Source organism: Cyanobium sp. T1G-Tous (genome assembly GCF_024345455.1).
Lineage (GTDB): Bacteria > Cyanobacteriota > Cyanobacteriia > PCC-6307 > Cyanobiaceae > Cyanobium_A.
In genome coordinates, this window is the sequence record NZ_JAGQBD010000028.1 from 1 (window position 1) to 16,596 (window position 16,596).

The following is a 16,596-nucleotide window of genomic DNA, read 5'->3' on the forward strand; positions in this document are numbered from 1 at the left end:
CTGAGGGAGCTTTTGCAGCCGGCCATGTCGCGGCCAATGATGAAGTGGGTGCAGCCGTAGTTCTTGCGGATGATCATGTGCTGCAGAGCCTCCCGCGGGCCGGCCATGTGCATCGAGTAGGGCAAGTAGGCCCAGCGAATTCGGGCGTTATTCACCTCAGCCGCCAGCCGCTCGTAGGTCTGGAATCGCACCTCGCCGGCAATGTCGTCGTCCTGGGTGGGGCCGCAGGTGGGGTGCACCAGCACCACACCCTGCTCACTGACGTTGGCCGCGTCCAATGCCCGGGTAAACAGCTCGTAGTGGGCGCGGTGAATGGGGTTGCGGCACTGGAAAGCCACGACGCTCTGGCCAGAGGGGAGGGTGGCGCGCACTTCAGCGGGCGTTTTGCAAGGGAAAACCCGGCTGGGCAGCTCCAGGCCCTGAATGCTGCCGCCGAGGTAGATGCGACCCCGCTCGGTGGCGATCATCTTCACCGCCGGATGCTCAATAGAGGTGGTGCCGTAGCAGCCCTGAGCCTCACGCGCCTTATCAGGCTCCCAGCGACTCTCCACCGTCAGCACTGCCAGCTCCTGACCGCGATAGGTGAGCAGCAGCTGGTCGCCCACAGCAATCGAAGCGTCATCGGTGTCGAAGACGATCGGCAGGCCAAACAACAGGCCGCTGGTTGTGCGGTGGCCCGCCACCACGGCTTCGTAGTCCTGCTGATGCATGAAGCCACGCAGGGGAGAGAACCCGCCCACCACCAGCAACTCAACGTCGCAGGCATTGCGATCGCTGCACTCGATCCTGCGGCTCACCCCGGCTAGCAGCGACTCGCGCTCAGCCGCTGGCACCGCCAAATTCACTAATGACCCACCGTGAGGCGCGATCAAGCCAGCGGATTCAGCAGCGGTCATGGGGGCCAATCAGACAGGGCTGGATTCTCCCAGACCGGGGAGTCAAGGCTCAACTGCCAATAAAAAGCTCTGGCTCCCAATAGAAAAGGCCCCGGTGGGGCCTTGAAGAGGCAGGCAGGACCTGCGCAGCTAGCGACTAGGGCTCAAGACTGCTCTAGGCGGCCATAGAGCTGGCCGACGATCTTGACATCGACAACCGCCTTGGTGCCCATGTCGGAGTCGGAAGGCTGGATTGCAGTAAACACACCGGCAAACTCGCCAGTGCTGGCGTCGACCTTGGTAATGGAGAGGTTCATGGTGCCGGAGCCATCCACATAGCGCTTCACGGTTTCGCCAGTGAACTCATCTCCAGCAGGCACCAGGCCTACAGCGCTGCTGTAGCCGGTGGTTAGGCCCCGGCCCTTGGGGTCGAGGAAGTTGCTGGTGCGGTAGCTAGGAGCCCGGTAGGGACCTTCAAAGTCGGTGCTGGTGGTTAGAGATGAACCATCAGACGTGGCCAACAACTCCTTGCTGGAGAAGGTGAAGGGCACTTCCTCACCACCGGGTAGCAGCACGGTGATCGGCTGGAAGTCGATGCCACCGAGCTCCTTGAAGCTGAGGCCATCGGCTGTCACGGCCAGATCGCCGTACACCTGATCAAGGCTGGAGGTAAAGCGCGTGAGAATTTTGCCGGCAACGAACTGTGCCTCCTGGCGCTTGTTGGCAGGCTCACCCTTCACGTACACCTCGGCGGGGTGCATGCAGATTTCACGGAGCTGATATTTAGCTGCGGGATCGAGGGAGATCGAGCCGCGGGCCGAATCCGGCAGCGACGGGCAGTCGTTCGCCAAGCCGGTGTTGTGGATGTCTTCGTAGGTGAGATTGGCGCGATCCACGGCCTTGGCACCACCGCTGCACGCGGTCACCAGGGTCAGGCACAGCGCCAGCACAAGAGCCAGCAGAGGACGAAAACTCATGGGGAAACGCCGCAGAGACGGTGGATGGGAACTGGGCTGTCGTCGATCCTACCGGTGCAAATCTGCCATTCCCCGTACGATGTCGCGGCTCTCAACAACCTGTATGCGAGAGCCCGACGCGAGCGCAAAGCAAGAGCAGTCATGAGCCTCACCCCATCCCAGCAAGGCCGTCTCGCCAACCAGCTGCAGCAATTAGAAGAGTTGGCAAGTGAGCTCGAAGGCCAGCCTGAAGCCCTGCTGACCCTGCTGCGCCAGCTCGAGCAGCTGCATCGCTCCGTCCAAGACGGCCCCTTCCGGGGCAGCCTTCCAGCCGACCGCAGCCAGTTGTTCAGCCTGCTGCAAAGTGTCGAGCGCAGTGGCGGCTGGCCCTACATCCCGAGGTTGCAACTGCGCACCTTTATGGATCTGCTCCAGAACGAAGCTGCTGCAGACCAGACCCTGCCCGCCGAAGAGACACTGGTGGCTTAGGGCCGCAGGGCGGTAAGCAACTGCTGGGCAATCGCCAGCTTTGAACCCGGCTCGATGCGTTGCTCGCCGCCCTGCCCTCCCAGCAGCCAACCGTGGTTGCTGTTCACGCCAAAGCCCGCATCGGCTTGATCGATCGGGTTGGCGAACAGCAGATCGCAGCCTTTACGGGCCCACTTGGCACGGGCCTGAGCCAATACATCGCCCGATTGGGCCGCGAAACCCAAAATCCGCTGACCGGGGTGCCGGCGGCTCACCAGGCCAGCCAAAAGATCGGGCACCGGCTGCCAGCCGGAGGCGAGCTCAAGGGCTAGCTCCTCCTTGCTCAGTTTGTGAGGGAGCGGTTGCTGGCGGCGGTGGTCGGCCACAGCCGCAGCCATGGCAATGGCATCGGCTGTGGGCTGAAGACGCACCAAGGCCTGCTCCATATCGGCCGCCGTCTGGACGGGCACACAAGCCAAGCCATCCAGCAACTGGGAATCCACGCTCAACGGACCATGCACCAAAGTCACCGCCGCCCCACGCAGCCGGGCGGCCTGGGCTAGCAGCACACCCATCAGCCCGCTGCTGGGGTTGGTGAGAAAGCGAGCCGGATCCAGTGGCTCGCGGGTGGGACCGGCAGTGACCAAAAGCCGCAAGCCAGCCCAGTCCCGCTGCCAGCCCCACAGCTGCAGACACTGCAAGGCCAGGAGCAGCTGTTGCGGCTCAGCCATGCGGCCGTCCCCCTGCCGGTCGCAGGCCAACAATCCCGCCGTAGGTCCCAGGGGCAACACCCGCTCAAAGCCCTGCAGCAGCTCCCAGTTGCGGCGCACTCCCGGGGAGGTCCACATCGATGTATTCATGGCCGCAGCAGCCAGCACCGGCGCCTCGGTAGCCAACAGGGTGCTGGCCAGCAGGCTGTCAGCCAACCCATGCACCCAACGACCCAGGCTGGTGGCACTCAAGGGCGCCACTAACACCAACTCAGCCCACTCCGCCAGCTCCACATGCAGCGGCCTGGCAGCACGATGACTCCACTGATCCGCGTCGAGGTTGCAGGGATTGCGGCTGAGGCTGGCAAGGGCCACCGGACTGACCAAATGGGCAGCCGACGGCGTAACCAGGCAGCGCACCTCGGCGCCGCACTGGACCAGGGAGCTCACCACCTGGGGCAGCTTGACCGCAGCGATGCTGCCGCTGATACCCACCAACACGCGGCGACCCGCCAGCGGGTGCGCCGGATCAGTCCTCATCAAAGGGTTCCTGATCCACCAGATGCACGTAGGGGCGAGCCAACTCCGGTTGGTGGATCGCCAGGGCACGCATCAGGTGCCAATCGGCTAAGCCGTCAAAGGCACTGGGGTAGTCGTCTTCCTCCAGTCGACGGGCGAGCTCGGCGATCGAAGCTTCATCGAAAGCGGCGAGCCGTTCGGGGGTGATCGACGCGTTCATGGAAGTTGCTGGGGTGGTGGGGTCGGGGATAATGGCCATCTAGGGACAAAGGAGGGCCCTAACCCGGGGATTTAGCTCAGCTGGTAGAGCGCTGCGATCGCACCGCAGAGGTCAGGGGTTCGAGTCCCCTATTCTCCATTTCTACTCAAAGAAGCGCTGCTGGTCAGCCCTATGGATTGGCATCCAGACGCCGAAGCCAAACTTAAGGAAGTGCCCTTTTTTGTACGTCCAGCGGTGCGGCGCCGCATCGAAACCATGGCACAGGAGGCCGGCCTTAATGCCATCGATGCCCCCTTCTATGAGCAGGCCAAGGCAAGGTTTGGCCAGAAGTGAACCGGCGATGCGGTAAAAGGGTGCATCAGTAGAACACCCATCGATGTCGCAGTCGAAACGCGAACAGGTGGTTAGCCACCTGCGGTACATCCGTCAGGAGCTCCGAGAAATGCACCAGGGCGTCATGGACGACGGCTTACTTCCAGAAGCCGGCGAGGTTCGAGGGGTTATGGCTCAGATGGAAGCTCTGCTTGAGCTCCTCGAGGGCAAATCCTCCCGCAAGAAGGACAGCGACGGCTGAGACCCAGTTCGGGAAGCACTTGGGAGACGTCAAGCCCCTGGGGACGCTCTGGCAAACGTCTGCGGGCGGTTGATCATTAGCCAGCCAGGCGCTTTGGTTGCTCAGTCCCCATCACCCAGCCCGAGCCATTGGCCTCGGGCTTTTTTATTGGAATCCCCTATAGGTAGCGTTAAAAGGCTGCACACACGCCAGAGATGGTGTATACAGGCTTTGGCAGGGCTCGGGCCGGGTGATGGGGATCACCGCCGTCAGCATCCCTGCCTCCCCTTTTGGCCCTCGCTGATAACCCTTCAGCCGTGATGGCCTCACCTCCCGGAAGTCGATATCAACAGACCGGCTTCCAGGAACGGGTTGCCCAGGCTCGGGCGGCCCTAGAGAGTTGGGCAGCCAATCCCTGGCGGCGACTATCGCTGTTGCTGATCGTGTTGCTGATCAGCTTCAGCATTGGCGGAGCCGTTGGCTCGATCACTGGCGCCCTGGCCAAGCTCGACCCGGTGGGGGCCCTGATCTGCGTGGCGGCCATCGAGCTGGCCATTCGCGCCAGGGGCCCGCTGATACGTCGTGGTGGTGATGCACTCGTGCTGCAGTTGCTCGACATGACTCGGATCGGCTTGCTCTACGGCTTGCTGCTTGACGGCTTCAAGTTGCTCTAATTCAACTGCTGCAAAGCTTTTCAGGCCAACGGTTCTGCCGCGGCCAACAGATAGAGCAGGGCCATCCGCACAGGGATGCCATTGCGCACCTGCTCCTCTACCAGTGAAACGGCGGGATCATCGAGCACATCTCCCGCCAGCTCCACGCCCCGATTCACCGGGCCCGGATGCAGCAGTGGCACGGACGGGCCGCAGAGGGCTAGGCGCGCTCGGGTGATGCCGAATTGCCGGTGATAGGTGTCGAGGCTGGTGAGCAGGTGCTGATGCATGCGCTCCTTCTGAAGTCTCAGCGTCATCACCGCATCGGCCCCGGCCAGGGCCTGCTCCAGGCTGCGCTCAATCCGCACCGGACCCCGCGCCACCACTGGATCGGTCGCCTGGCCTGGCGGGGGGGCGGCCACAAAGTCGGCGAAGGCATCCGGCAGCAGGGTGGGCGGGCCGCAGAGCACCACCTCGGCGCCGCAGGCGGTGAGGGACCAGAGGTTGGAGCGGGCCACGCGGGAGTGGAGCACATCACCCACGATCACGATGCGCTTGCCCCGCAGGCCCGTGGGCGTGGGGGCTTCAGGGGCGAAGTGGCGCGCCAGGGTGAACAAATCCAGCAATCCCTGGCTGGGGTGGCTGTGCAGGCCATCGCCGGCATTGAGCACCGCGACCCGCTCGCCAGCACGGTCGAGGTCGGCCGCCAGGCTCTGGGGCACCCCGGCGCAGCGATGGCGCACCACCAGCACATTGGCACCCATGGCCACATAGGTGCGGGCCGTATCGAGCAGGCTCTCGCCCTTGCTCAGGGAGCTGGAGGAAGGCGAGAAGCTCTGCACATCGGCCGAGAGCCGCTTGGCCGCCAGCTCAAAACTGCTGCGGGTGCGGGTGCTGGGCTCAAAGAACAGGCTGGTCATCAACCGCCCCTGCAGAGCGGGCAACTTGCGAGCTCCAGCCACCGGCAGGGCGCGAAAGCGCTGGGCCAGGGTCAGCACGGTGGTGAAATCATCCAGCGAAAAGGCCGCCAGATCCAGCACATGGCGGTGGCTCCAGCTGCTCAAGGGGTGCGGCGGCTCACAGGGTCAGGGTAGAGGCTGACTTGCGCTAGCGACACTGGACAGGTGCACGGGGCGGCCGATCACCCCTGACCCGCCTGCTGACGCTGCGGCTCGCCCGCCAATACCAGCGCCATGGAATGTCCTGGCCCTGGCCAATGCCGATGCGGCTGGTTTGAACCAGGTCGGCGGCGGCCAAAGCTGCCAGCTCTGGCGGCCGCGGGGCTATCCACAGGCCCTGATCGGGATGCACCTGCTGGGCGTCGCGGGAGCGATCGATGCCAAAGCAGCGTGCCAATAGGGCAGGACCCGCCGCCAACCGCTCCGGCTTACCAGGAATGGCCACGGCGCGCAGCAACACCCCATTGGCCCAGTCGGGACGGTGCGTCACCACATTGACGCAGTGGTGAATGCCATGGCTCACATACACATAAAACCGCCCAGGCTCACCAAACAGGGTTTCGTTGCTGGGGGTGCGGCGGCGGTAACCGTGACAGGCGGGGTCGTCTTGGGCATACGCCTCCGTTTCCACAATCACGCCCCACAGCAACTCCCCATCCGCTTGGCGCTTCACCAGCAGGCAGCCGATCAGCTCGGGGGCGACCTGCTCGGCGGGGCGGGCGAAGCAGGCCTTCGGCAATGGATTCACCACAAGATCAACGCGTTGCTCGCCACCGGGAGCAACCGCCAGCAGACTGAAATCCTTAATGCCCAGACCTGGGTTCGCCATGCACACCGCCGGTTTCTCCCTCGCCACCGTGCTGATCTTTGGCAGCGGCTTATTCGTGCTTGCCACCCTGTTTTTTGGCACCAAAGGTGGCTACTACGACACCGACGACTACGACGGCAACGGCACCGCTCACTGACCCTGACTAGGCAGCCGCTCGGCCTCGGGGCAGTCTTCCGAGGTGATCACGTCATCAGGGCTGCCGCTGCGGCAGACGTAGGCCAGCCTGGTGCTGACGGCCCCGATCGAGTCGAGCCGCACGCTCTCCTCCCAGCTATGGGTTTCGTCGTCGTCTTCAGCGTCGTAGCGCAGGGTGACGAGATCCCCCTCGACCTCCACCACCGTGGCCTCCTCAATCCAGCGCTGCTGATCACGCAAAAACACCCACACCGGGCGCTGTTCGGCACAAAACTGATAAAGCTTGCGGTGCAGCATGGGCCGAGGCACTGCTGGCCTTCAAACACTAGCCAGTCTCCAGGGTCTACCTGCTGTTCACCATGATCCAATCCGCCAGCTCCAATGACGCCATTCGCCTGCAACTGCGCAGCTGGCCTGAGGTGGAGACCTATCTGGAAAATTGCAAGGGAGTAATTGTGCCCCTGGGCTCCACCGAGCAGCACGGCCCCACCGGCGCCATCGGCACCGATGCGCTCACGGCCGAGGCCGTGGCCCTGGAAGTCGGCCGCCGCACCGGCGTGCTGGTAACCCCGGCCCAGGCCTTCGGCATGGCCGAACACCACTTGGGCTTCGCTGGCACGGTGAGCCTGCAACCCTCCACCCTGCTGGCGGTGCTGCACGACGTAGTGCTGTCGCTTGCCCGCCACGGCTTCGAGCGCATCTACGTGATCAATGGCCATGGCGGCAACATCGCCACCAGCAAGGCCGCTTTCGCCCAGGCCTATGCCAGCGCCGCCGATCGGGGCCTGGCGGTGGCGCCGCGGCTGCGCTGCAAGCTGGCCAATTGGTTCATGGCTGGCCCGGTAATGCAGGAGGCGCGCAGCCTTTATGGCTCGGAAGAAGGTCACCATGCCACCCCCAGCGAAATCGCCCTCACGTTGCACTTGGAGCCCAGCCTGCAGACCAAGCAGAGGCCCCTGCCTGATCCAGCCCCGGCCGGCCCCATCCACGGCCCTGAAGATTTCCGCCGCCGCCATCCGGATGGCCGCATGGGCTCCAACCCCTACCTGGCCCAGGCCAGCCACGGCGAGCGCTTCTTGGAGCTGGCCGCCACCGCCCTTGCCTCAGACCTGAAAGCCTTCCTGACCTGAGCGCTAGCGTCGGCTTAGCTGGTAAATCCCGATGAGCAAGATCACCGCAGACGACGTGCGTAAGGTGGCCAAGCTGGCCCGCCTAGACCTGCCCGAGGCCAAGATCGCCACTTACACCGGCCAACTTGAGCGCATCCTCGACTATGTAGCCCACCTTGAAACAGTTGACACCGAAGGAGTGCCAGCCACCACTCGAGCAGTGGAAGTGGTGAATGTATGCCGTGAAGATCTGGTAACCCCGACCGACGTGCGCGAGGAGCTACTAAATGAAGCTCCCCAAAGGGAAGGAGATTTCATTCGCGTACCCAAAATCGTGGCTAGCTGAGCAAGGTCAACTCCCCGGTTAACGCACCGGAGAAATCGCAGTGCGGTGAAGCAACTCCAGCACTCGCCTGCGGGCATGGCGGGTAGGCATTAAAGCTGCAATAGGCCGAAGCTTGCTGCGCTTTTTGCGATGACTGCGAACACCTAGAAAGATATCGTAGAGAAAATTAAAACCATCATTCTTGGATTCAAACAAGCCAAGCCGCTGGGGCGAGCCTTTGGCATCAAGAATTGGCTTAGTGGCGTGATAGGCAGGGCGGTATTCAAACCAGGGTATTGATGGCCAGAGGTGGTGAATAAGGTGATAATTCTGACCCATGATCAACCAATTCATCAGTCGACCCGGATAAACGCGGGCATTGTGCCAGCGGTTGCGTGACTGGAAGGGGCGGTGGGGCAAGTAGTCGAAAAACAAGCCCAAAGTCACTCCCACCATTAGGGCCGGAGCAAACCAGCAGTTGAAAATAAAGGGGAGAAAGCCAAATTTTGCTGCAGCCACCACGATCGCCACGAAAATGGCCCGGGCTAGGCCCCACTCAAACAGTTCATAACGACGCCACAAACGGCGACGGAAGAAAAACAGCTCGTGATAGAAAAATCGTGGTGCAATCAACCACAGCGGACCAAAAGTGCTGACGATGTGATCAGGATCGTTCTTGGGATCATTGACGTGGGCGTGGTGCTGCAGGTGCACCCGGGTAAAAACGGGAAAGCTGAAGCCAAGCAGTAGGGCAGCGCCATGACCCATCACCGCATTCCAGAAGCGGTGCGGATGGGCCGCGTTGTGGCAGGCGTCGTGAATCACCGTGCCCTCTAAGTGCAGGGCCAGAAATCCAGTAGCCAGCAGCACGGGCAGGGGCCAACCAGCCACAAACCAGCCCCAAATCGTGAGAGCAGCTAAGCCATAGCCAGCCAAAAACAGCCCAACGGTGGGGTTCCAGGGCGCGGGCGGGTCAAGGAATTCCCGCGGCACAAGCCGGGAGGGAGATGCCATTGCCCCCTCGGAGACCACGGCAGTTGCAGAGGCGGCCAGAACCTGTGTCATCTCAGCTGAACCAGATCCCAGAGCGTTGCATCAAGGCAACTTAAGAAAGTGATGATGCCCACCGGGGGACTTGAACCCCCACGACCAAAGCCACTGGTACCTAAAACCAGCGCGTCTACCAATTCCGCCAGGTGGGCAGAACGCGACTGTAGGGACAGATGCTGGGCGGCGCCCACAATGGGGGACTCCATGCCTTCTGGCCATGCTCGCCACCCTGGGCGGACTCCTGGCGCTGCTGCTGGGTCTCGCCATCCTGCTGCTGCCGCTGCTGGCCACCGAACTGAGCCGGCCGCGGGATTCGGCCTGGGGCGCCGTAGTGCTGCTGCTGGGCCTGGTGCTTGTAACCAGTGCCGACCGGCTCACGGGCGCACCGATGCTGGGCGTGCTTTGCGGTGGCCTGCTGATCGGCAGGCTCGCAGGCGAGGTGTCCCAGGGCCGCTGGCGGCAACTCACCGCTGAGGAGCAGCAGCGGCTTTGGTCGACGGAACGCTGGCAGACCAGCCTGCAACAGGCGGGCGCCAGCCTGGCCCATCTGCTCGCCGTGCTGACCACTGCCACTTCAGGGGTGAGCCAATGGCTGACCCAGCAACGCCAGCCCAAAACCAGTGGCAAACGCTGGGTGCGCCCGGAAGAGCCAAGCTCCGTCAGCGAGATCGACAGCCTGGCCACAGCCGATATCCCGGAACCGCAACCGCTGGCCGAGCCCTCCAGCAGCCAGGCGGGATAATCAGTTCTGCTGCCCCCAGGCGACGTGACCGCCAGCCCTGCGCCCGTCTCCTACCCCCTCTCCTACAAGGAGACGCTCAACCTGCTGCAGACGCCCTTTGCGATGAGGGCCAATGCCAAGGTGCGCGAGCCGGAAATCCAGGCGTTCTGGGCCCAGCAACGGCTCTACGAGCGCCTGAGCCAGCAGAACCCGGGCGAGGCCTTCACCTTGCACGACGGCCCTCCCTACGCCAATGGGGCCCTGCACGTGGGCCATGCCCTCAACAAAATTCTTAAGGACATCATCAACAAAACCGCCCTGCTGCAGGGCAAGCGGGCGCGGTTTGTGCCTGGCTGGGATTGCCACGGCCTACCAATCGAACTCAAGGTGCTGCAGGGGCTGAGCAGCAGCGAACGGGCCGAGCTCACCCCGGTAACGCTGCGCCAGAAGGCCCACGCCTACGCCCTCGAGCAGGTGGAGGGCCAAAAGTGCGGCTTCCGCCGCTGGGGCATCTGGGCCGACTGGGAAACGCCCTATCTCACCCTGCACAAGAGCTACGAGGCCGCCCAGATCGGCGTTTTCGGCGCCATGGTGCTGGCCGGCCACATCTATCGAGGCCTCAAACCGGTGCACTGGAGCCCCAGCTCCCGCACCGCCCTGGCCGAAGCCGAACTCGAATATCCCGACGGCCACACCTCCCCCAGCGTTTTCGCGGCCTTCCCGGTGGTGGCGCTACCCGGGGCCCTGGCCGCCCAATTAGAAACCGCCGGTCTGGCGGCCGCGGTGGCCACAGGGGCCGGCGGCCTGGCAGTGGCTATCTGGACCACCACCCCCTGGACGCTGCCGGCCAACCTGGCGGTGTCGGTGAATGGGCGACTGGACTACGCAATCTGCGCAGTGGCTGCCCGGGGCGACGCCCCCAACCCAGCCGCCAGCCACCTAGTGGTAGCCGCTGAGCTGATTGAGAGCCTGCAAACCAGTCTGGGACTGGAGCTCACACCCCTTTTAAGCGTTAAGGGCAGCGAGCTGGAAGGAATCACTTACCGCCATCCACTGCTGGAGCGCACCAGCCCGGTGGTGATCGGCGGCGACTACATCACCACCGAGGCCGGCACAGGCCTGGTTCACACCGCCCCAGGCCACGGCGTAGACGACTTCAACACCGGCAAAAAATATGGCCTGCCGGTGCTCTGCCCGGTGGATGAGGCCGGCAACCTCACCGCCGAAGCCGGGCCCTTTGCCGGCACAAACGTGCTCAAGGACGCCAACCCCGCGATCCTTAGCGCCCTCGAGGCCACCGGCCTGCTGCTCAAGCAGGAGCGCTACGAACACCGCTACCCCTACGACTGGCGCACCAAAAAACCGACGATCTTCCGCGCCACCGAGCAATGGTTTGCCTCAGTGGAGGGCTTCCGGGCCGCCGCTCTTGGCGCCATAGCAGAGGTGGAGTGGCTGCCGGCCAGTGGCCGCAACCGGATTGAAGCGATGGTGAGCGAACGGGGCGACTGGTGCATCAGCCGCCAGCGCACCTGGGGCGTGCCGATTCCCGTCTTTTATCACCGCGAAACGGGTGAGGTGCTGCTCAACGAAGCCACCCTGGGCCACATCCAGGCCCTGATCGCCGAGCACGGTGCCGATGTGTGGTGGCAGCGCGATGAAGCCGGCCTGCTGCCTGAGGCCTACGCCGCCGAAGCCAGCCAATGGCGCAAGGGCAGCGACACCATGGACGTGTGGTTTGACTCCGGCTCCTCCTGGGCTGGCGTGCTCCAGGAGCGCGGCCTTCACTACCCCGCCGATCTCTACCTAGAAGGCAGCGATCAGCACCGCGGCTGGTTCCAGAGCAGCTTGCTCACCTCGGTGGCGGTTAACGGCCACGCCCCCTACAAGCGGGTGCTCACCCACGGCTTCACCCTCGATGAGAAGGGCCGCAAGATGAGCAAATCGCTGGGCAACGTCGTCGATCCGGCGGTGCTGGTGGAGGGCGGCAAAAACGAAAAGCAGGAGCCGGCCTACGGCGCCGACGTGCTGCGCCTGTGGGTGAGCTCGGTGGATTACTCCGCCGATGTGCCCCTGGGCCCGGGGATCGTCAAGCAGCTGGCAGATGTGTACCGCAAGGTGCGCAACACGGCCCGCTACCTGCTGGGCAACCTGCACGATTTCGACCCGCGCCCCCAGGCTGAAGGCGGCGACGCCGTGCCCTACGACCAGCTGCCCCTGCTTGATCAATGGATGCTGCAGCGCACCGCCGCCCTGATCGACAGCGTGACGGGAGACTTCGAGCGCTATGAGTTTTACCGCTTCTTCCAGGCCCTGCAGAACTTCTGCGTTGTCGACCTCTCCAACGTCTACCTCGACATCGCCAAGGACCGCCTCTACGTGAGCGGCGCCGATGAGTTCCGCCGCCGCAGCTGCCAAACGGTGCTGAGCCTGGTGCTGGAGCGTCTCGCTGGGCTGATCGCACCGGTGCTCTGCCATATGGCCGAGGACATCTGGCAAAACCTGCCCTACCCGGTAGCCGAAACCTCGGTGTTCGAACGGGGCTGGCCCACGGCCCCCGCTGGGTGGCGCCAAGCGCAACTGGAGGCGCCGATGGAGCGAATCCTGGAGTTGCGATCTTTGGTGAATCGCCAACTGGAGAGCTGCCGCTCCAGCGGCCAGCTGGGTGCTTCGCTGGAGGCCCAGGTGCAATTGGAGCTGGAAGCAGGCAGCAGCAGCACAGGCGAGGCCCTGGGCTGGCTGGCCAGCTCAAGCCACCCCAGCGTCGACAACCTGGCCGACTGGCTGCTGGTGTCAGGCCTGAAGCAAGGCGGCGTAGCGCCTGCCGAGCTACTGGCCGAGGCCAGCGCAAACGGCATCACGGTGCGCATTGCCAAGGCCGAAGGCCAAAAATGCGAGCGCTGCTGGCACTACGAGACCGACATCGGTCAGCACAGCGCCCATCCCAGCCTCTGCGGCCGCTGCGTGGCGGTGCTGTCCTGAACGCCGCGGCACTGATTGAGCAGCTGGAACTGCAGCCCCATCCGGAGGGTGGCTACTACCGCGAGACCTACCGGGCCGGCGAACTTGTTGATACACCGCGCGGGCCCAGGGCCGCCAGCACGGCGATCCTGTTTTTGCTGGTCGCAGGCGAGTGGTCGAGCTGGCATCGGATCTGCTCCGATGAGGCCTGGCACCACCATGGCGGCGGCGGCCTCCTGATCTATCAACTCCGCCCGGATGGCCAGGCTTGCGTCAGCAGGCTTGGGCTTGATTTAAGCGCCGGAGAACGGCCCCAGGTTGTGGTGCCTGCCGGCAGCTGGTTCGCAGCTGAACCCGTGGCTGGAAACACCACATGGAGCCTGGTGGGCTGCACGGTGGCGCCAGGCTTTGATTTCGCCGATTTCGAACTAGCCAGCCTGGCCCAGCTGCAGTGCCACGCCGCCCAGCTGGAATCCTGCTGCGGTGATTGGCGCCGCCTGGTGGTTGGGATGGGCTGATCAGAGGACTCAAGCCCAACCGCCAGATTCAAGGAAAACCTCAGGGGAAACGGGCCCAGCCAACAGCTGCTCAGCAGCAGGATTCAGGGGGGCCTGCAGTAATTCAGCTGTTTCGATCACCGCCCCATCAGGCAGCACTGGCTGGTCGGGATCGAAATCAGTGGGGTGGGTGGTGCTGCTTGAAAAACCCCGAAAAATCAGCAGCTCGTAGGGCTCAAGCGGGCCTGCCGCCAACTGAAGCTGGCCCCTGAGCCGCAGCACCCGATCGGGCCGCTCCCGGCTCAACTCTTCCAGCCTGGCCAGCAGGGCCATCACAGATGCAGCGGAGAGGGTCATGGCGGCAAAGGAAGCTTGGCTGCAAAGAAAGCAAAGGGCTGATCCTTAGAAATCACCAGCGATTCGCCCCTGCTTGGGCAAGCGCACCAGCAGCCATTGCAACAGTCCCACCACATAGGCAACCAAACCCACGTAACCGATGAAGGCGGCCACGGCGGGGGTCCATTCACCGCCAAAAATGAAGGCAAACAGCCCCTCCACATGCCGGTGCAGGCCAAGGGGCGGCTGAATCCATACGGCGCAACGGGACTGGGCCAGGACGCCTGGGCCCATACAGCCCAGAGCCGTGGCACTAAGCAGGGCACCAAGCAGGGCCCACACCGTGAGACTCCAGCGCCAGATGCGCAGGGTCAGGGGCAACGGACGCCAGGGCGGCAGGTCTGCCAGCTCCTCGTTGAGATCAACCCAAAACCAGACGCTCAGAACCACCAGCAGCTGGGCCAGCAGCAAAACCACAAAACCGAGGGGTCGCCGGTCGGTGAGCAGCAGGGTTGCAAGCAGCAACAGGCTGGCCACCTTCCAATAAATGCCCAGCAGGCGCACCAAGGATCCCTCCTTGCGTACCGACGCCCAGATCAGGAGCACTAGGGGCAAGCCAACGCTGAACAGCATCGCCAGGCGGACATCGAGCCACACCAAGGAGCGGTACAGAGGTTCTGGCAGGGCGGCGAGCACGCGTGTGGTTCGGTAAGGCGCCATTATCCGCGTCCCCGGCAAGCGATAGGGTCCAAGTCATGGCCGCCTTCTCCCTGCCCAGCTGGCTCTCCCGCACCTTCGGGGCCCGTCCTGCCCAGGCCTGGTGCCGTACCGCCCTAGCCAGCGAAACCTCGCTGCAAGCCTCGGTTGAAGACATCGCCAGCCAGCTGCGGGGGGCCGGTCCTGCAGATCTGGCCTTGGTCTTCGCCGCAGCCAGCTACGCCAGCGACCTGCCCCGGCTACTACCCCTATTGCAGGAGAAACTCCAAGCCAGCCACTGGCTTGGCTGCCTGGGCGGTGGGGTGGTGGGCACCGATGCTGGCGGCAGCCCCCATGAGCTGGAGAACAAACCAGCCCTGAGTGTCACCCTGCTGCGCCTACCCGGCGCCGAGCTCCACCCTTTTGCGATTGATACCGACTGCCTGCCCGACCTCGACGGCCCGGCAGATCCCTGGCGCGCCCTGCTCGATGCGCCAGTAGCTCCCAGCCCCTCGATGCTGCTGCTGGTGGATCCCAGCTGCTCCCGCATCAACGATCTGATCAGTGGCCTGGATTACGCCTGTCCAGGGGCGGCGAAAGTTGGTGGGGTCGCCGGCCCCCACAGTGCCGGCCATGGCTCCCTGCTGTTTGGCGATCAGGTGGTTCGCGGTGCCGTCGGCTGCCTCATTGGTGGGGCCTGGCAACTCGATCCGGTGGTGGCCCAGGGCTGCCGGCCGATCGGGCCGGTTTTTGATGTGGAGCAAGTTCAGCGCAACGTGGTGCTGGAGGTAAGCCAGGGCCAGGCCCGCCGCAGCCCTGTGGCAGCGCTTCAGTCGATCCTCACGGATCTGAATGCCGAGGAGCGGGAGCTGGTGAAGCACTCGCTATTTCTGGGCGTGGGCCGCAGCAACTTCAGCCTCAGCGCTGCAGACCCAGATGGCCCCACCGCGTTTCTAGTGCGCAACCTGCTTGGTGTCGATCCCCGCAACGGCGCCGTGGCCGTGGCTGAACGGATGCGGGTGGGGCAACAGGTGCAGTTCCAACTGCGCGATGCCAGCGCCTCCAGGCTGGAACTGCGTCAACTGCTGACCAGACAGCAACGGCGCAACCCGGAGCCCCTAGCTGCCCTGCTGTTTGCCTGCCTAGGCCGTGGCGTTGGGCTCTACGGCAGTGCCGACGGCGACGTGGAGCTGTGCCGGGAAGTGTTTGATCAGGTGCCCATCGCAGGATCGTTCTGCAACGGCGAAATCGGCCCGGTCGCTGGCAGCACCTATCTGCACGGCTACACCGCCAGCCTGGCCTTCTTGGTGCCGCGCGGAGAGGGCTGATGGTGCGCCAGCACGTCAATCCACTCAGCCTCTTTTTCCAGCTACCCCGGCCCCTGCCGCCGCCAGCCGAGCTTTTCAGTCAGCCGGAGCTGCCTCTCCATCTCGACATTGGCTGCGCCCGCGGCCGCTTCCTGCTGGCCCTGGCCCAGCACCAGCCCAACTGCAACCATCTAGGTGTGGAAATCCGCCGGCCATTGGTGGATGCCGCCGAAGCCGACCGCCAGGCCCTGGGGCTCGGCAACCTCCACTACCTGTTCTGCAACGCCAACATCAGCCTGCAGGACTGGCTGGCGGCCCTGCCAGCCGGGCTGCTGCAGCGGGTGACGATCCAGTTTCCGGATCCCTGGTTTAAGCAAAAGCATCAAAAGCGGCGGGTGCTGCAGCCCACCCTGCTGCTGGCCCTGGCCGAGGCCCTGGGGCCGGGCCGTGAGCTGTTTATTCAGAGCGATGTGCTGGCGGTGATCACACCGATGGTGCAGCTGATCGAGGCCAGCGGCGGCTTCGATCGCCCGGCCGCAGATGGGCGCCCCTGGCGTGCCGGCAACCCCCTGGCTGTGCCAACCGAGCGCGAAACCTACGTGCTGAGCCAAGGGTTGCCTGTCTACCGAGTTCTCTACCAACGCAACGACCGCAACCTGGAAGATCAGCTCGAAGCGGTTGATAATCGGGCCTGAAGCCAGGCTGCACCCCCTTGAGCGC

At 64.1% G+C, this 16,596-nt stretch carries 22 protein-coding genes and 2 tRNA genes; 13 read left to right on the top strand and 11 right to left on the bottom strand.

Going from position 1 to position 16,596, the window contains the following annotated elements; all coding sequences use genetic code 11:
• Together sat and psbO are read right to left on the bottom strand one after the other, a co-directional pair.
• Nucleotides 1–896, bottom strand: an 896-nt coding sequence (sat, locus tag KBY75_RS13345; protein ID WP_255024261.1) for a sulfate adenylyltransferase, incomplete at its 3' end; no start/stop codon positions are given.
• 143 nt (nucleotides 897–1,039) lie between these two features.
• Nucleotides 1,040–1,852 (bottom strand): photosystem II manganese-stabilizing polypeptide, encoded by an 813-nt coding sequence (gene psbO, locus KBY75_RS13350; RefSeq protein ID WP_255024262.1) that lies wholly within the window; start codon nucleotides 1,850–1,852, stop codon nucleotides 1,040–1,042.
• A gap of 141 nt (nucleotides 1,853–1,993) precedes the next feature.
• On the opposite strand from psbO, the gene KBY75_RS13355 reads away from it, so the two are divergent.
• A complete protein-coding gene (locus KBY75_RS13355) occupies nucleotides 1,994–2,320 on the top strand; it encodes a hypothetical protein (protein WP_255024263.1) in 327 nt (108 codons plus the stop codon).
• Here KBY75_RS13355 and coaBC read toward each other — a convergent pair.
• Nucleotides 2,317–3,549 (bottom strand): bifunctional phosphopantothenoylcysteine decarboxylase/phosphopantothenate--cysteine ligase CoaBC, encoded by a 1,233-nt coding sequence (gene coaBC / locus KBY75_RS13360; protein WP_255024264.1) that lies wholly within the window; start codon nucleotides 3,547–3,549, stop codon nucleotides 2,317–2,319. The two genes, KBY75_RS13355 and coaBC, sit on opposite strands and share 4 nt — an antisense overlap.
• A complete protein-coding gene (locus KBY75_RS13365) occupies nucleotides 3,539–3,748 on the bottom strand; it encodes a DUF2555 domain-containing protein (RefSeq protein WP_106632313.1) in 210 nt (69 codons plus the stop codon). Before KBY75_RS13365 ends, coaBC begins: the two co-directional genes overlap by 11 nt.
• 65 nt (nucleotides 3,749–3,813) lie before the next feature.
• Between KBY75_RS13365 and KBY75_RS13370 the strand changes: the two genes are divergently transcribed.
• From KBY75_RS13370 to KBY75_RS13385, 4 genes are all read left to right on the top strand, one after another.
• A tRNA-Ala gene (locus KBY75_RS13370) sits at nucleotides 3,814–3,886 on the top strand.
• A gap of 33 nt (nucleotides 3,887–3,919) precedes the next feature.
• Complete coding sequence (locus KBY75_RS13375) at nucleotides 3,920–4,081, top strand: PCP reductase family protein (protein ID WP_255024265.1); 162 nt, start codon at nucleotides 3,920–3,922, stop codon at nucleotides 4,079–4,081.
• A 43-nt stretch (nucleotides 4,082–4,124) separates the two neighbouring features.
• On the top strand, nucleotides 4,125–4,322 hold the full coding sequence (locus KBY75_RS13380) for a hypothetical protein (RefSeq protein ID WP_094559179.1): 198 nt from the start codon (nucleotides 4,125–4,127) through the stop codon (nucleotides 4,320–4,322).
• Nucleotides 4,323–4,621: 299 nt separating this feature from the next.
• Nucleotides 4,622–4,975 carry a DUF565 domain-containing protein gene (locus KBY75_RS13385; protein WP_255024266.1) on the top strand — a complete coding sequence of 118 codons (354 nt, stop codon included), beginning with the start codon at nucleotides 4,622–4,624 and terminating at the stop codon, nucleotides 4,973–4,975.
• A gap of 20 nt (nucleotides 4,976–4,995) precedes the next feature.
• Here the strand turns inward: KBY75_RS13385 and KBY75_RS13390 are convergent, their stop codons facing one another.
• On the bottom strand, nucleotides 4,996–6,018 hold the full coding sequence (locus KBY75_RS13390) for an aspartate carbamoyltransferase catalytic subunit (RefSeq protein WP_255024267.1): 1,023 nt from the start codon (nucleotides 6,016–6,018) through the stop codon (nucleotides 4,996–4,998).
• 43 nt (nucleotides 6,019–6,061) lie between these two features.
• A complete protein-coding gene (locus KBY75_RS13395) occupies nucleotides 6,062–6,742 on the bottom strand; it encodes a DNA-3-methyladenine glycosylase (protein ID WP_255024268.1) in 681 nt (226 codons plus the stop codon).
• Here KBY75_RS13395 and KBY75_RS13400 point away from each other — a divergent pair.
• Nucleotides 6,741–6,878, top strand: coding sequence for a hypothetical protein (locus KBY75_RS13400; RefSeq protein ID WP_255024269.1), 138 nt, complete (start codon nucleotides 6,741–6,743; stop codon nucleotides 6,876–6,878). The genes KBY75_RS13395 and KBY75_RS13400 overlap by 2 nt on opposite strands.
• Here KBY75_RS13400 and KBY75_RS13405 read toward each other — a convergent pair.
• Entirely contained in the window at nucleotides 6,872–7,174 is a 303-nt protein-coding gene (locus KBY75_RS13405; RefSeq protein WP_254935112.1) for a glycine/sarcosine/betaine reductase component B subunit, read from the bottom strand. The genes KBY75_RS13400 and KBY75_RS13405 overlap by 7 nt on opposite strands.
• 62 nt (nucleotides 7,175–7,236) lie before the next feature.
• Here KBY75_RS13405 and KBY75_RS13410 point away from each other — a divergent pair, with 62 nt between their 5' ends.
• Nucleotides 7,237–8,007 carry a creatininase family protein gene (locus KBY75_RS13410; RefSeq protein ID WP_255024270.1) on the top strand — a complete coding sequence of 257 codons (771 nt, stop codon included), beginning with the start codon at nucleotides 7,237–7,239 and terminating at the stop codon, nucleotides 8,005–8,007.
• A gap of 31 nt (nucleotides 8,008–8,038) precedes the next feature.
• Entirely contained in the window at nucleotides 8,039–8,332 is a 294-nt protein-coding gene (gene gatC, locus KBY75_RS13415; RefSeq protein ID WP_254941723.1) for an Asp-tRNA(Asn)/Glu-tRNA(Gln) amidotransferase subunit GatC, read from the top strand.
• Between the two features lie 18 nt (nucleotides 8,333–8,350).
• Here the strand turns inward: gatC and crtR are convergent, their stop codons facing one another.
• Nucleotides 8,351–9,376, bottom strand: coding sequence for a beta-carotene hydroxylase (crtR, locus tag KBY75_RS13420; protein ID WP_396098361.1), 1,026 nt, complete (start codon nucleotides 9,374–9,376; stop codon nucleotides 8,351–8,353).
• 55 nt (nucleotides 9,377–9,431) lie between these two features.
• Nucleotides 9,432–9,513: transfer RNA gene (locus KBY75_RS13425), tRNA-Leu, on the bottom strand.
• Nucleotides 9,514–9,578: 65 nt separating this feature from the next.
• Here KBY75_RS13425 and KBY75_RS13430 point away from each other — a divergent pair.
• Genes KBY75_RS13430 through KBY75_RS13440 form a run of 3 tightly spaced genes read left to right on the top strand, consistent with a single transcriptional unit; the run spans nucleotide 9,579 to nucleotide 13,558 of the window.
• Nucleotides 9,579–10,103, top strand: coding sequence for a Ycf66 family protein (locus tag KBY75_RS13430; protein WP_255024271.1), 525 nt, complete (start codon nucleotides 9,579–9,581; stop codon nucleotides 10,101–10,103).
• A 24-nt stretch (nucleotides 10,104–10,127) separates the two neighbouring features.
• Nucleotides 10,128–13,061, top strand: coding sequence for an isoleucine--tRNA ligase (gene ileS / locus KBY75_RS13435; RefSeq protein ID WP_315859094.1), 2,934 nt, complete (start codon nucleotides 10,128–10,130; stop codon nucleotides 13,059–13,061).
• Nucleotides 12,971–13,558 carry a cupin domain-containing protein gene (locus KBY75_RS13440; RefSeq protein WP_255024272.1) on the top strand — a complete coding sequence of 196 codons (588 nt, stop codon included), beginning with the start codon at nucleotides 12,971–12,973 and terminating at the stop codon, nucleotides 13,556–13,558. The genes ileS and KBY75_RS13440 overlap by 91 nt, the downstream gene beginning before the upstream one ends.
• Nucleotides 13,559–13,567: 9 nt before the next feature.
• Here KBY75_RS13440 and KBY75_RS13445 read toward each other — a convergent pair whose 3' ends face one another.
• Both KBY75_RS13445 and KBY75_RS13450 read right to left on the bottom strand, forming a co-directional pair.
• On the bottom strand, nucleotides 13,568–13,894 hold the full coding sequence (locus KBY75_RS13445) for a hypothetical protein (protein WP_255024273.1): 327 nt from the start codon (nucleotides 13,892–13,894) through the stop codon (nucleotides 13,568–13,570).
• A 45-nt stretch (nucleotides 13,895–13,939) separates the two neighbouring features.
• Nucleotides 13,940–14,557, bottom strand: a complete 618-nt coding sequence (locus KBY75_RS13450) for a DUF3177 family protein (protein ID WP_255024290.1) — start codon at nucleotides 14,555–14,557, stop codon at nucleotides 13,940–13,942.
• Nucleotides 14,558–14,628: 71 nt separating this feature from the next.
• On the opposite strand from KBY75_RS13450, the gene KBY75_RS13455 reads away from it, so the two are divergent.
• Together KBY75_RS13455 and trmB are read left to right on the top strand one after the other, a co-directional pair.
• Entirely contained in the window at nucleotides 14,629–15,897 is a 1,269-nt protein-coding gene (locus KBY75_RS13455) for an FIST N-terminal domain-containing protein (protein ID WP_255024274.1), read from the top strand.
• A gap of 2 nt (nucleotides 15,898–15,899) precedes the next feature.
• Complete coding sequence (gene trmB, locus KBY75_RS13460; protein ID WP_255024291.1) at nucleotides 15,900–16,571, top strand: tRNA (guanosine(46)-N7)-methyltransferase TrmB; 672 nt, start codon at nucleotides 15,900–15,902, stop codon at nucleotides 16,569–16,571.
• Nucleotides 16,572–16,596 lie beyond the last annotated feature (25 nt).

What these genes read in the sequence shown, in the direction of transcription:
- KBY75_RS13395 (WP_255024268.1), bottom strand. Translation starts at nt 6,742, where the DNA reads ATGGCGAACCCAGGTCTGGGCATTAAGGATTTCAGTCTGCTGGCGGTT.
- KBY75_RS13405 (WP_254935112.1), bottom strand. Translation starts at nt 7,174, where the DNA reads ATGCTGCACCGCAAGCTTTATCAGTTTTGTGCCGAACAGCGCCCGGTG.
- KBY75_RS13455 (WP_255024274.1), top strand. Translation starts at nt 14,629, where the DNA reads ATGGCCGCCTTCTCCCTGCCCAGCTGGCTCTCCCGCACCTTCGGGGCC.
- gatC (WP_254941723.1), top strand. Translation starts at nt 8,039, where the DNA reads ATGAGCAAGATCACCGCAGACGACGTGCGTAAGGTGGCCAAGCTGGCC.
- coaBC (WP_255024264.1), bottom strand. Translation starts at nt 3,549, where the DNA reads ATGAGGACTGATCCGGCGCACCCGCTGGCGGGTCGCCGCGTGTTGGTG.
- KBY75_RS13385 (WP_255024266.1), top strand. Translation starts at nt 4,622, where the DNA reads ATGGCCTCACCTCCCGGAAGTCGATATCAACAGACCGGCTTCCAGGAA.
- KBY75_RS13380 (WP_094559179.1), top strand. Translation starts at nt 4,125, where the DNA reads ATGTCGCAGTCGAAACGCGAACAGGTGGTTAGCCACCTGCGGTACATC.
- KBY75_RS13355 (WP_255024263.1), top strand. Translation starts at nt 1,994, where the DNA reads ATGAGCCTCACCCCATCCCAGCAAGGCCGTCTCGCCAACCAGCTGCAG.
- KBY75_RS13430 (WP_255024271.1), top strand. Translation starts at nt 9,579, where the DNA reads ATGCTCGCCACCCTGGGCGGACTCCTGGCGCTGCTGCTGGGTCTCGCC.
- KBY75_RS13410 (WP_255024270.1), top strand. Translation starts at nt 7,237, where the DNA reads ATGATCCAATCCGCCAGCTCCAATGACGCCATTCGCCTGCAACTGCGC.
- KBY75_RS13400 (WP_255024269.1), top strand. Translation starts at nt 6,741, where the DNA reads ATGCACACCGCCGGTTTCTCCCTCGCCACCGTGCTGATCTTTGGCAGC.
- KBY75_RS13445 (WP_255024273.1), bottom strand. Translation starts at nt 13,894, where the DNA reads ATGACCCTCTCCGCTGCATCTGTGATGGCCCTGCTGGCCAGGCTGGAA.
- KBY75_RS13440 (WP_255024272.1), top strand. Translation starts at nt 12,971, where the DNA reads ATGCGAGCGCTGCTGGCACTACGAGACCGACATCGGTCAGCACAGCGC.
- KBY75_RS13375 (WP_255024265.1), top strand. Translation starts at nt 3,920, where the DNA reads ATGGATTGGCATCCAGACGCCGAAGCCAAACTTAAGGAAGTGCCCTTT.
- KBY75_RS13365 (WP_106632313.1), bottom strand. Translation starts at nt 3,748, where the DNA reads ATGAACGCGTCGATCACCCCCGAACGGCTCGCCGCTTTCGATGAAGCT.
- psbO (WP_255024262.1), bottom strand. Translation starts at nt 1,852, where the DNA reads ATGAGTTTTCGTCCTCTGCTGGCTCTTGTGCTGGCGCTGTGCCTGACC.
- crtR (WP_396098361.1), bottom strand. Translation starts at nt 9,376, where the DNA reads ATGACACAGGTTCTGGCCGCCTCTGCAACTGCCGTGGTCTCCGAGGGG.